General features: G+C 48.1%; 7 protein-coding genes. 5 read left to right on the forward strand and 2 right to left on the reverse strand.

Annotation, left to right across the window (positions count from 1 at the left end):
* The first annotated feature begins 2 nt into the window (after positions 1 to 2).
* From ABV409_RS15320 to ABV409_RS15335, 4 genes are read left to right on the forward strand one after another with little or no spacing between them, the layout of a single operon-like run.
* Positions 3 to 6,515 (forward strand): fibronectin type III domain-containing protein, encoded by a 6,513-nt coding sequence (locus tag ABV409_RS15320; protein WP_353878501.1) that lies wholly within the window; start codon positions 3 to 5, stop codon positions 6,513 to 6,515.
* Positions 6,512 to 8,569: a fibronectin type III domain-containing protein gene (locus tag ABV409_RS15325; protein WP_353878502.1), complete on the forward strand. Its 2,058-nt coding sequence runs from the start codon at positions 6,512 to 6,514 to the stop codon at positions 8,567 to 8,569. The genes ABV409_RS15320 and ABV409_RS15325 overlap by 4 nt, the downstream gene beginning before the upstream one ends.
* A gap of 59 nt (positions 8,570 to 8,628) precedes the next feature.
* Entirely contained in the window at positions 8,629 to 9,951 is a 1,323-nt protein-coding gene (locus tag ABV409_RS15330) for a sensor histidine kinase (RefSeq protein ID WP_353878503.1), read from the forward strand.
* A gap of 1 nt (position 9,952) precedes the next feature.
* Entirely contained in the window at positions 9,953 to 10,699 is a 747-nt protein-coding gene (locus ABV409_RS15335) for a LytR/AlgR family response regulator transcription factor (RefSeq protein WP_353878504.1), read from the forward strand.
* Between the two features lie 60 nt (positions 10,700 to 10,759).
* On the opposite strand, the gene ABV409_RS15340 is transcribed toward ABV409_RS15335, so the two are convergent.
* Positions 10,760 to 11,257, reverse strand: a complete 498-nt coding sequence (locus tag ABV409_RS15340) for a hypothetical protein (protein ID WP_353878505.1) — start codon at positions 11,255 to 11,257, stop codon at positions 10,760 to 10,762.
* 92 nt (positions 11,258 to 11,349) lie between these two features.
* A complete protein-coding gene (locus tag ABV409_RS15345) occupies positions 11,350 to 11,925 on the reverse strand; it encodes a Crp/Fnr family transcriptional regulator (RefSeq protein ID WP_353878506.1) in 576 nt (191 codons plus the stop codon).
* A 110-nt stretch (positions 11,926 to 12,035) separates the two neighbouring features.
* On the opposite strand from ABV409_RS15345, the gene ABV409_RS15350 reads away from it, so the two are divergent.
* Positions 12,036 to 12,917, forward strand: a complete 882-nt coding sequence (locus ABV409_RS15350; RefSeq protein WP_353878507.1) for an AraC family transcriptional regulator — start codon at positions 12,036 to 12,038, stop codon at positions 12,915 to 12,917.
* The last annotated feature ends 27 nt before the right edge of the window (positions 12,918 to 12,944 follow it).

A 12,944-nucleotide genomic window follows, 5' to 3' on the forward strand; every position in this document is an offset into this window, starting at 1 on the left:
TCATGCGAAAATCGTACTGCCTTTTACTTTTGCTCCTTTCTTTGTGGCCTTTGACCTTGGTCAAGGCACAAAACGATGTGATGGTCGTGACCCAAGTGCTGCCGCCGTATTCCCCCTATTTTTCCGATTATACCTCTTATGACAATCGGGTGGTGGTGACCTTGAACAATCTAAATCCCGCAGGTTTGTCACAAGAAGTGCGCCTGACCGCATCGGCAACGGGCAACAACGGTATCGCTTTGGCCTTGAACCCTTCTTTTCTCCCTTCACAACCTATTTTGATCCCTCCCGGTGGATCGGTACGTTTGACCGGGTTTCAACTTCAAGAGTATTTCGACCTCAATGCATGGGATCTGAGTGGCATTTCGGCAGCAGCGCTTCTTAGGGGAGGGGGGCTTCCCCAAGGGGATTATGAGCTTTGTGTCCAAGCCTTGGATTACACCACCGGTCAACCCCTTTCGATGGCTGCGCCCAACGGTTGCGGGTTCTTTACCATTAGTTCGGTCGAACCTCCGTTGATCTTACAACCGCTTTGCGGCGATGAGGTTTCAAAATCCGATCCGCAAAACCTCTTGTTTTCTTGGGCGATTCCAGCAGGTGCGAATCCGATGCAGGTCGAATACGAATTGGTCATTCAAGAAGTGTTCAATGGCATGGACCCCAACCAGCTCTTTTTGGCCCTGCCCACCACTCCGTTTTTTCAAAAAAGGGTCACCAATAATGTCTATTTGTATACCCTGGCCGATCCACCTTTGGAACCCGGCCGCACCTATGCGTTTCGAGTGACCGCGGTCAATCGGCAAGGGTTCGTTGATGCCAACGGTAATGATCGCCCCTTGAATTTTCGAAATGGGGGAAGCAGTGAGGTATGTACGTTCCAATATGGCCAAGTGCCCAAGACCGAAACACCGATCGTCATTGCGGATGGTTCGCCCCAGGAGACGCCTGTTGAAATTACGGTCTTGCACATCCCCGGTGATGACGTTAAAGTCAATAATCAAGGTCAGAATTCACCTCCCGATCCCGACGATGCCCTTGACTGTATCGCACCGTGTACCGTGCCCTTGCCCCAAAACCAAAATCCGGTTTCTAACTTGGCACCTGGTGATGAAGTCGCTATTGGTAAATTCTCGATGCAAATCACCAACGCGCAATTTTCACAAGGGGGGTTCACCGGCGACGGAACCATTTTCATCAATTTTTTGGACATCCCCATCCACGTAGAATTCACCGACCTTAAAGTAAATACCGATCTTACGGTATATCAAGGTCAGGCCAATGCGGTATTAGATGGTGGTTTACCGCCACAAGCGGCCTTTCTGACCCAAGCGGTCGATGTACCGGCGGTTTCCCAAGAGGTTTTTCAGAATGCCATGGCATTCATCGATGATCAAGGGCAAAAGATCCACCTCTTGGAACAAGGGGGTCAGGCTGTAGGCATGCCTTTACTCTGGGAAGTGGGCCCCTCGCGGTTGACCTTGCTTGGAATGGTTTTCTCAGCGACTGGGGCACATATCAATATGGCCTCCGGCCTTGAGCTTCCCGATGCGTTGAACGATCAGGTGTTGCTCTTGACCGGAAGCAATTGTTTGCGCCCAAACGGTTTCGGAAACACGGGTGAAATGTTGCTTGCCGAAGATGTCGTTGTTCCGTTGGGTGTGAATATCGATCACACTTTCGCCGAAGGAACCGGTCTGCAGTATGATTGTTCCGGAATCCAGGGTATTGACCTCAATGGCCAGCTCGAATTCGACCGCAACCTCTTGTTGCCCTTAAGTGGCAATGGCACGGTCATCGACGGCACGGTCACCGCTTCTTATGAGACCCAAGTGGAAAACATGCAGGATTGGTCCATTCAGATCGAGGCGTTCAACCATCCGTTCACCTTGCCCGGTCTGGTGGGTTTTCAGATGGAAGCCCAAAACATCGTTTTCGACCAGTCGCTCTCCCAATCGCCACCTGAAACCGATAGGCCGGCTAGTTGGACGGGGTTGTATTTGGGGGATTTCGTTGTGACCTTCCCCGACTTTTTTAAGAAGAACGGGGAGCCAATCGAGAAAACGGTACAAAATTTCATATTGGATAAAAACGGGGTTTCCGGAACTATCGGCCCCTTTGACAACCTCATTTCCATAGAAGAGGGCGATGTATCGAGCTGGCCCATTTCCGTCACTGGATTTACGGTCGAAATCCAAGAAAACCTGCTTCAGGGGTCCGAGATTTTCGGTAACATCCGATTGCCCATTACCGATACAGCACTGGGGTATACCCTTTTGTTGTCGAGCGCAGAAGACCCTGAAGCCTACCTTGATTTGGTATGCGAAATCGATTTGGAAGATGATTTACAAGTGCCTATGTGGATGGCGACCCTAGACCTATTCGAAGGCTCATCGGTGACCTTGAAAAAGACAGAGGGGGTTTGGACGCCTCGCGCTGCGCTCCATGGTACTATTGAAGTTGCCTGGGGAGAGGACCAGGATTTGGGCGAAGACAATGCTGTTTCCGCATTTACGCTGCCCAAGGTCGAATTCCAGGATTTTACCGTCGAACCAGGTTTGGGCAATGTTCCCAAGGTCGATATCGGTAGTTTTGGCCTGACCGATGCCCAAGCAAACATCGCGGGATTCACCTTTGCCTTGAACCAGCTCGAGTTTGATGGCGGTGAGCAAAACAAATTGGGCATCACCCTCGATATCGGTGTCAAACTTTTGGATGAGGTCAACTCCATTGAAGGCGATTCCAAGTTCACTATTTGGGGTGAATACGACAATAAAACTTTTGGTTTTGATTATGTCGAACTTCAAGAAATCAATTTAGGTACCAAAGAAAACCCGATCGATTTGGGGGTGGCCGCGTTGCACGGTGGGGTGAAGATCTTTAAGAAAGATGAGGTGTATGGCAATGGCTTTAAGGGGGCGATAGGGGTGCGCTTGAATGCCATCGAGTTCGGATTCGATGCCTTAATGCAGTTGGGGTCGATAACCGAAGGAGATGAAGATTACCGCTATTGGTATTTTGATATGAACGCCGATATTCCCGGAACCGGAATCCCGATACCTCCGACGATTTTTTCCATTTTCGGTGGCGGTGGTGGCGCATGGTACAACATGAGCAAACCGGAAGTGGTCGCACCGATAAGCATTGCCGAGCTTAAAAACGCCCAGGTTTTGGATGAAGCTGCCTTGGAAGCGAAACCACCCGGCTTCACGAGACATGCCAGCGATCAGCGTACTCCTGAAAAAGGCACTTACGGGCTCTCCCAGTCCATTGTCTTGGGTATCAACAGCGCCGAAACCGTTTTCAATGCCGACTTGAACTTCGACATCCAGATCGAGACCGGGGGTAGTTTCGTACCTACCTTATCGATGGGGGGCAAGGGTTATTTGGTACAATCGCTCGATAATCGTGATGGGGCGTTTATTACCGGCGATGTGGACCTGACCATTGTCGCCGATCCTGAAGATCCAAAATTTTCAAATACCTCGACCTTTAATATCGATATTCTGGATGGTATGGTCGACGGATCCGGGACCTTGGACATTTACGTCGATAAAAACCAATGGCACCATAAGTTCGGTTTTTGGTCCCAAGAAGATTATCCTTGGGAAGATGAAACCCGGGTACAGTTGAATTTGGGGGATTTCTCAGGATTGGGTACGGATCAAAACGATGGCCCGTTGCAAGCCAATGTCAACAGTTATTTCATGCTAGGTTCCGATATCCCCGGGATTCCGAAAATGCCATTGGATGTGCGGAACTTCATGGATCAGCCGGTTGCCAGTGAGCGAGGACAAGTGTTTGCGGCGACCTTTAACGAAGGTCAATTACAAGGCGGGTCGAACCCTGGCCTGGCCCTTGGTGGTGGAATCCATGTCGCAACGGATATGGATTTCCTCATCTTTTACATGCGTTCGAAATTTTTGGCCGGATTCGATCTTGCCTTGCGTAAGGAACCGGGTTTATGCGAAGGGGGCGGGATCAACGGGTTCTACGCCAAAGGCAATGCTTATGCCTATTTCTTGGGCGATGCAGGGGTCAACCTGGATCTATGGGTATGGAAGGGTGCGCTCAACTTTATGAAAGTGGAGACCGGGGCCACCTTAACGGCCGGTTTACCCAACCCCGTTTTTTTTGATGGGAAGTTGAAAGTCAATGGGGAAGTGTTGGACGGGCTCTTGCAATTCGATCTTGACTTCAAGGTAGAATTGGGAGAAGAATGCCAGAAGGGGCAAGGGAGCCCATTCGATGAATTTCCGATAATCGCCGATGTGATTCCCGCGGATGGCGAAGATAAAGTGTCCATTTTGACCATACCTGAAGTGGCGTTCAACTTTCCGGAAGAAGTGTTCGAGTTTTCGGAAATCAACAAGAAAGGAAAGGAGGTTACCCGGAAGTTTCAGTATGAATTGGACTATTTTACCTTGGAATGGCTTGAAGGCGACAAAAAAGCGGTCGAAGAGTTGGCTTCCTTTAAAAAATACCGTCCAGATGGTTATTCGGCTACCTTCAATCGGGAAGATTACATCTTGCCCGAAGAGACTTCGATTGCCTATAAGATCGGGGTCACCGCATACGAATGGGTCGATGGGGAGAAAATCGAGGTCCTGAAAGAGACCAAGACCGGTAGTTTCGTCACCGATAGATTGCCCGACAAGATCAAAAAAGAGCACATCTGGCTAAGCACCCCTTTTATTGGGGAGAATTACTTCATCCCATCGTATCATTCCAATCAAGGTATGCTCACTTTGATGGCGGCCTTCGATCATTGGGACGATCCCGATTATTGGTTTTCCGAAGTTTTCGAAATGGGTGATTCGTATAAAGGGATGGCTGATGGGGCCTTTGCCTTCATTGCACAATTCACCGATGTTAAGTCAAAAACGGTATTCACTTCGACCTTTGAAGTGGACAATGTCGGGGCCAAAGGGGATAAAGGAGGAGGCATCGCCTTTGCCATTCCCCAAGGCTTGCAACCGAACAGGGGATACGAACTGGAACTCATCGTCAAATACACCCCGCCTATCAATAAATTCGCATTGCCCAGCAATACCGATGTGGTTTATCAGGAGATGCTTTTAGGCGCTTCAGGTAAAAGCGCTCCGAAACAAGAGGGTTTAGGGTATCAGACCATGCAAGTGAATGCAGGTCAGATCGATCAAATCGAACCGAAGGTGATGCAGATGAGCTTGGCCGGGGGGCAGGGTAATGGCATTAAAACGATGCAATGGGCCGGAGGGCAACAGCAAGGTAAATCAGGGGTTAGTATGAAAGGCAGCAAGATTTTGGCCAATGTGGCCAATACGCCCCCGAATCCCATTTTCGAAGCTTCCTTGGCCGATTTGAACAACGGCGACCAAAACGTGTCCATCAGAGGCCGGCAAAGAAAGCTATTGAACCCCGAAATCGGTGGAAAAGCCTTCGAATGGAAACTCTTCGAAGGGTTCAAATTCCAGTTTAAGACGAGTACCTATAGCACCTTGGCCTCCAAATTGGCCAGTATCCAATATGAATCGACCAAAGTGGGAAGCTATCCTTCCGATTTACCCGGTGTGGGGACCGATGAACCCGAATACCTTGATTCGAACCTTCCGATCATTGTACTTAGTGCAGGGGAGAATTTCGATCAACGAACGGTTTTGGGGCAGCGGCATATGGAAACCATTGGGCAGGGCGAAGAGGCCACTGAACTCAGTTGGACGGTATCGCCTATGATCGTTATTGACGAAAAACCCTTGTTCAATGATTTCGTACAGAAATGGGGTGCTACCTTCAGCCCCAACCTTTGGGGTCAAGGACAGGGTCTGAAGAAGGTCTATCACGTGCCCAATGCGAACGACTGGGCGAAACTTGAGGCCGATGGGGCCTTTTACCAAAATTTGGAATATGGCTACCCCAGCGACGACCACTGGCAATTGGTTTTGCCCGATATGCAAGGCAATGCGTCATGGTCGGCCGATCGCTATTTGGAAGACAGCCGATACGCACCCTTTCACGAACGCTATTATCCGAACGTATATGAACTGATCGCCGCTGAAAACGAACCGGCCACCATAACCTGGCATGCCGGCTCCTATGCCTACGAGCCGATACAACATCAAGGGGCGACCGTCGGATTTACGACAAAACCCTACACCCATGGAGGAGGAGCGAATGGGGGCCTCTGGTTGGCGAACAACCAATTTCAAAACAACGACCAATTGCCTGATGAGACCGGCGTCTTTTTTGCACTTGTCGATTATACAGAGTGGCTGGCGATGCGCGACTGGCATCGCTTGCGAACGCATATTTACGAGGCAAATGAGAATTTGGGATATGGAGCGGTCCAAAATGATTATGGGTCCACTTTGGAATTCAATCGGGCGCGGCAAGGTTTAGGGTATTGGATTCAAAACTTGCACCGCTATAGCAGTTTCTCCCGCGCAGGGGGCAGCCCTCAATTCACCTTAAAATCGTCTAAAGGGGGTGGTCAGAAAAAATTGACTTATAACATCCCACCAAACATGAACACACCATGAGAACATCATATACTACCTCTTATCATGCGTATTTACTTTGGTTGACTTGTCTTTTGACCGTTGTATCGGTGTGGTCACAAACCTCCCCTCAACTTCTTTTAAAATCAAGGGTGTATCAAGATTCGATCGTGTTGCGCTGGTCGCCTACCGAATTGGACGCCTGGCGTTTGATGAACCGCGAAGGGGTGGTGGTCACACGTACGGATAACCGAACCGGTATACGTGAAACCCTCACTCCGATCGCACTCAAACCGTATACTTTGGAACAATGGAAGACCTTGACCGATACGACCAACATCTTCGTCGCAACGGCCGCCCAGTGTCTATTGGGAACAAACTCCGTTACCCCTCGGATTTCGGCGCAAAATTTTAGCAATAAACTGCTAGCTGCCTCAGAACAAGGCAACCGATTGGCCTTTGCCGCTTACAGTGCCGATTTTTCCATCGAAGCGGCCAAGGGCTTGGCCATGCGTTTTGTGGATGCAGCCCCTTTTGAGGATGCGGTGTATTCGTATACGTTGTTCGTAGGCGGTAAGGCGATCTCCAACCGCTCTAAAGCGGCAACTATGAATACCTGGGCGCCAAAGACCGTCCGCGGTTTTACCGCCACGGCTGAGAACGGTCAAGTAAGGTTGACCTGGCCTAAAGTGGGTAATAATTCGAGGTATTCGGGATACTATGTAGAACGAGCTGTCGAAGACGGTACGTTTCAACGTATTTCGCCCAGCATCATCAAAGCGACTCGCAACGTATCGGGATCGGATCGACAGTTTTTTATCGATAGTGAAGTCGCCATCGGTACCCAATACCGGTATCGCATCATAGGGGTGGGGAGTTTTGCCGATTTCGGGAGCTATGGCACCCCTGTCACCATTACCGTTACCGATAATGAACCGCCGCCGGCCATTACCGATTTTGAGGTAGCACCCGTGAAAGGAGGCGGTTTTTCCATTTCTTGGGAGCCAGAACAAGCAGGGGCCTCCGACCTTGTCGGGTTTCGCCTATGGCGTAGTGCCACATACAATGGTCCTTACACGGAGATAACGACGAATTTGCTTCCCCCTTCACAGGGAACGTTCACCGATACCGATCCCATCCAGGATGGAGTGAACTTTTATATCGTCCTTTCTGAAGATCAGGTCGGGAACCAAACGATTAGTCCGATCAAAATGGCGATGTTACCGAACGAATCGGCCCCCGCTAGGCCCGAAGGCCTGCAAGCGACCATTGACTCTTTGGGAGTGGTATCCATCGGTTGGAAGTTGGGAAAAGAGGCTGATTTACTTGGGTATCGCGTATTTCGGTCGGATGCCCCGGATCAGGAGTTCATGCAACTTACGCGTAGACCGGTGTCCGGCAATTTTTATAGCGACACGGTCCGATTGAAGACCCTGAAAAGGCAATTGTATTACAAAGTCATTGCCTTTGATACGTATTACAAAGCATCGGCGGCTTCCGATACCATCATTGTGCAATTGCCGGACCTCGTCGCTCCGGTGGCCCCCAGCTTGCGCCCATTGGAACGCGTTGGGGATTCGGTGGTATTGCGTTGGACCCTAGGGGCAAGTTCCGATGCCACGGCCACCCGTATTTACCAAAAGCTTGATGAAGGCAATTGGCAATTTCTGGAGGAAGTCCCACATCCCCAAACATCCTTTAGCACCTTAGCGGATACCAAGTCCAAGTTCACCAGATTCGCTGTGGTGGCAGTTGACGGTTCGGGATTGGAATCGGATAAATCGAACATCCGAATGGGATACCTCGCTAGTCCAATGCTGGATGGAAAACCCAAGTTGACCGGACAATTCGATGCCGAGACCAAGACCTTGCGATTACAATGGGAGATAGCTCCTGAACCCAAGGCGACGGTCATTGTTTTTCGCAAATCGGACAACGGTTGGGCGCAGTATGCCGAAGTGGATTCAAATCGCGGGTCCTTCATCGATCGGGCTTTGTTCAAAAATAGAGAGGGTTATACCTACCAGGTCAAGTTGGTACGTGATGACGGTGCGACCTCGGCTATGAGCAACCCATTGAAAGTAGTTCTTGATTGAAGGGATTTGCGTAAATTAATCGGTATCGAATCACTAAACCATTAACCCGTCCTCTTCCCATGATATCAGAAGCGGAACTTTTTGCATTGCCCATCCATATTTTTATGGGTACCGCCTTCGCCTTTCTCTTGTGTACTTGGGCCATTTTTCTCTATAACCGGAAGCTTGAATTCCTATGGTACGGCTTGTATCTGGTTTTGTTGATGCTTTATTTCAGTTTCAAAAGTGATTTGACCAATCGTTTGATTTATGGTAATCGAACGCTTTTGCCCCAAATACTGCACGATAGCTCGCAAATCGGGATCAACCTTTGTTATTTGCTGTTTTCAATGACTTTCTTGAATACCAAGGAAAACTACCCCAAGTTCCATTTTTTTCTCAGGATCATCGTGGGCACTTTATCGGTTTTCTTGGTGATGCATTCGTTGTTTTGGTTATTGGGATGGGACCCATCGCTTCAGAAAGATCTGATGGACCTGCAACGTTCGGGCATGTCTTTATTCGTTTTGTTCAACACCTGGTACCTGCTACGCTACCGCAAATCGAATCTCGAATTCTTCGTGATCGCGGCCTCGTTGGTCTTCGCCCTTGGGGCGATCATGACATGGGTTTCGGGCAATTTCCATTACATGGTCTATGGGGCGGCTTTGGAAAACTTCGTTTTTTCTTATGGACTGGGCTATAAGATCAAAAAGTTGAACACCCAGAAATTAGCGGCCGAGCGGGAGGCGGTCCAAAACCAGATCCGATCGCTCCGAGCACAGATGAACCCGCATTTTATCTTCAATGCACTAAATTCGATATTGGGCTTTATCTTAAAGGGAGATAAAAAGGAATCGGTCAAATACCTCAATAATTTTTCGGATTTATTACGAAAGATCTTGAACACTTCCGAAAACGGCTCGACCTCCTTGGAACAGGAGATCAATTTATTGAAATTGTATCTCGAACTGGAAAGCCTCAGGTTCGACAAGAACTTCGATTATGAAATTTCAGTAGATGATCGTCTAGATATCCATAACCTAGAAATCCCGATCTTGTTGATTCAGCCCTATGTAGAAAATGCGATCATCCATGGATTGGCCCCCAAAACTGAAGGTGACAAGCATATCGCAGTCAATTTCACGGACGAAGGGGAATTCATCAAATGCCATATCGTCGATTCCGGAATCGGCAGGGCGGCCGCTTTGGCCCTAAAAAGGAAGAAAAACATTTACCATGAATCAAAAGGGATGTCGATAACCAAAAAGCGCATCGAGCTACTGAACCTGCAAGGCAGCAAGGAAGGTGCTTTGGTCTCCATTGACGATCTTTTCGATGCTGAAGGGAAACCCAGTGGAACCAAGGTTGCCTTACGTATTTACAAACACCAGATGAATTGAAATGGAATTACGGGTAGTCATCGTCGAAGACGAAAAACGGAGCATTGATGCTTTGAGCCAACTTTTGATCGAGTTCTGTGAAGAGGTAACGGTTTTGGGCCATGCTTCGACCGTGCCCGACGCCGTAAAGCTCATCAAGGCGACCCGGCCCGATTTGGTCTTCCTTGATGTAGAGTTGCATTCAGGAACGGGGTTTGATGTATTGATGGCCTTTGAAAACCCTGAATTTGAAGTGGTCTTTACCACCGCATTTGAGCATTATGCCCTGAAAGCGATCAAATTCAGCTCGATAGACTACCTGCTGAAACCTTTAGGTTTGGAAGAATTACAAACCGCTATTGAAAAAGTACGTAAAGGAAAAGGAAACAAGCTCTATCTCTCGAAAATCAAGAATTTTATCGAGAACATCCAGGGGGGCAATACGAATGAGAAAAAAATCTGCCTCGCTACTTTGGAAGGATTGGAATTCTTCAAACCTTCGGAGATTATCTATTGCAAAGCCAATGGGGCGTATACCTTGTTCAGCATCAAAAACCATAAAGATGTCATGGTTAGCAAGAATTTAAAGGAATATGAAAATTTGCTGGCGGATATTGATTTCATGCGCGTGCATAATAGCTATTTGATCAATCTGAACGAAGTCAAGAAGTACGTCAAGACCCAAGGGGGGTATATTATCATGAGCAATGATGATCATGTGTTGATATCCAACTCCAAAAAAGAACTGTTCTTAAGCAGGATGGTTTGACGGCGCGATAAAAAAAAGCAGGCCCTAAGGCCTGCTTTTCTTTGTTTTCAATCGGGAGTATTACTTTCCGGTCCCAAAATTGTTTTCGACGTAGGCCTTGAATTTTAGGACGCGGTTTTTAACGGCCGCATCATAGTCGGTCCCTTTGTATTTTTCAAAGGTTTTCTTTGAAAGGCCCTTGTACCATACGGTTTCGGTGAACGCCAAGACATCACCGGGCACCAATTCCCTTTTGACATAGATGTTGCCCGAAGACAGTTTATGTCGCAGGGTGTAGGATTCGTTCTCAACGATTTCCTCGATTTCGACATCGTACATCTTTCCGGCGCTGACAATGGCCTTGCAATACTCGTTCTTCTTCAGTTCATCGGGACACTTGACATCTACGATCATTTCGTCCCACTGCTTGAAGTTCGAAAAGTCGGTAAGCGCTTCCCATACCTGCTCTTTGGAGCTATCCAAATTTACGGTGTGGCTGAAGGTTTTGGCGTTGTTCTTGTCTTGTGCGGTGGCCGTGAACGCGATCAAGGCGACCCATAGATATGCTATTCTTTTCATGAGGTAACTGTTAGATGTTTATAGGAATAAAGTTCCCCATCCCCTTGAAAAAGAAGGGTGTCATTTGACACACTAACAAAAATTTAAGAAAATCAGGCCGCGGCCAATTTGCGGCGAATGCGGTGTAAGGTCTCCCTTGAGGTGCCGATCAATGAGGCGAGGATCGTGACGGGTACAATGCGTACCATTTCGGGATCGTTGTTGAGCAGGTCCAAATACCGTTGCTCTACGGTCATTTTTGACTTATTGTTCGCTTCCAACACCTTGGCCGACAACATCTGTTCAATGATGGTATAAATAAAATTTGCTAGGCGGTCGTTCTTCGATTTTATCCGCAAATAGTCTTCCCGTTTCAATTCACAAAACCGCACATCGGTCAGGGCCACACATTCGTCCTGGGCAATGGTCTGGTTCATGAAATTGTCTAGAATGGTCCAACAGACGTTGGGTCGTACCACCTTTAAGGTAATGCGTTCACCCATATCCGTGTGGGTATAATAATGCAAATACCCCGATTCCAAAAAGTAGATGGAATCGACCCGTTGATGTGGGGTGATCAACAACTCGCCCTTCGCGATTTCGCGTGGGCGGCATTGTCCCAATAAAAAATCCATGTCCGCATCCGGAAGGGTCCCGAATCCATTAAAATACTCGCGCAGCATTTGCATAGATTAAAATTACATGATCCCGGCGAAAATCAAAAAGAATGCTTGTTAAAGCCTAAGTATCGCTGAAGTACGGGTGGGATAGGTTTTTTTTACCACCTTTGATCATACCGATGGCAGTGGATCGACCGAAAAAGATAAAATTCAGGAACAGTTTCCAACCCGGATCGAAGTTTGACCTGCTTCGGTTAGAGGAACTCTTCACCCGTACCTTTTCGGACCATGATTCCGAAGAGCTCCACAAGATCGATTTCTTTATCGTGCTTTTGATTACCAAAGGGCATGGGGTTCATACCATTGATTTTACCGAATACCCTTACAGTGAAGGATCTCTTTTGACGATTCGGAAAGACCAACTGCATCGCTTTCATAAGAAAAAGGGCGTCGAAGGGTATTTGTTGCTCTTCACCGATGATTTTCTGGTTAGTTATTTGGAGGGCTTGGAAGCGCGTAAGACCATGCGATTATTCAACGAATTGTTAGGACATCCGATGTTAGAGATCCCCAAACCGGATCGCCCCGAAGTACTGGAAAGCATCGAACGTATTGAGCACGAATACCGGATCGTGGCGGATTCCCATTCTACCAGTATTATCCGAAGCGAGCTACACATTTTGGTCTCAAAACTCTTTCGGATCAAATCAAAGGGGGAGCAGATGGTGGCCGATAGCAAGTACCTGCCTGAGTTCATTCGATTCCAAGATTTGGTCGAGTCGAACATTTTGAAGATATCGCGTGTCAATACCTATGCCCAAATGATGGGTGTGAGCAGTAAGACCTTGAACAACATCACCCAAAGTGTGGTCAAGCAAACAGCCAAAGAAGTGATCGATGCGATATGGATGACGCAGATCAAACGACTGCTGATCAATACCCCGCTTTCGGTCAAACAGGTAGCCTTAACCATGGGCTTTGAAGAAACCTCCAATTTCTATAAGTACTTCAAGCGCCATGCCGGTATGACCCCCGAAAGTTTCCGTGCAAAACAGTCATAATTCGTATTTATACAGTATTTAATCTAA

It is taken from the genome of Flagellimonas algarum (genome assembly GCF_040513375.1).
Taxonomy (GTDB): domain Bacteria; phylum Bacteroidota; class Bacteroidia; order Flavobacteriales; family Flavobacteriaceae; genus Flagellimonas_B; species Flagellimonas_B algarum.

Excerpts from the sequence above, each read along its gene's own strand:
- ABV409_RS15340 (WP_353878505.1), bottom strand. The coding sequence starts at position 11,257 with ATGAAAAGAATAGCATATCTATGGGTCGCCTTGATCGCGTTCACGGCC.
- ABV409_RS15350 (WP_353878507.1), top strand. The coding sequence starts at position 12,036 with ATGGCAGTGGATCGACCGAAAAAGATAAAATTCAGGAACAGTTTCCAA.
- ABV409_RS15320 (WP_353878501.1), top strand. The coding sequence starts at position 3 with ATGCGAAAATCGTACTGCCTTTTACTTTTGCTCCTTTCTTTGTGGCCT.
- ABV409_RS15345 (WP_353878506.1), bottom strand. The coding sequence starts at position 11,925 with ATGCAAATGCTGCGCGAGTATTTTAATGGATTCGGGACCCTTCCGGAT.
- ABV409_RS15335 (WP_353878504.1), top strand. The coding sequence starts at position 9,953 with ATGGAATTACGGGTAGTCATCGTCGAAGACGAAAAACGGAGCATTGAT.
- ABV409_RS15325 (WP_353878502.1), top strand. The coding sequence starts at position 6,512 with ATGAGAACATCATATACTACCTCTTATCATGCGTATTTACTTTGGTTG.
- ABV409_RS15330 (WP_353878503.1), top strand. The coding sequence starts at position 8,629 with ATGATATCAGAAGCGGAACTTTTTGCATTGCCCATCCATATTTTTATG.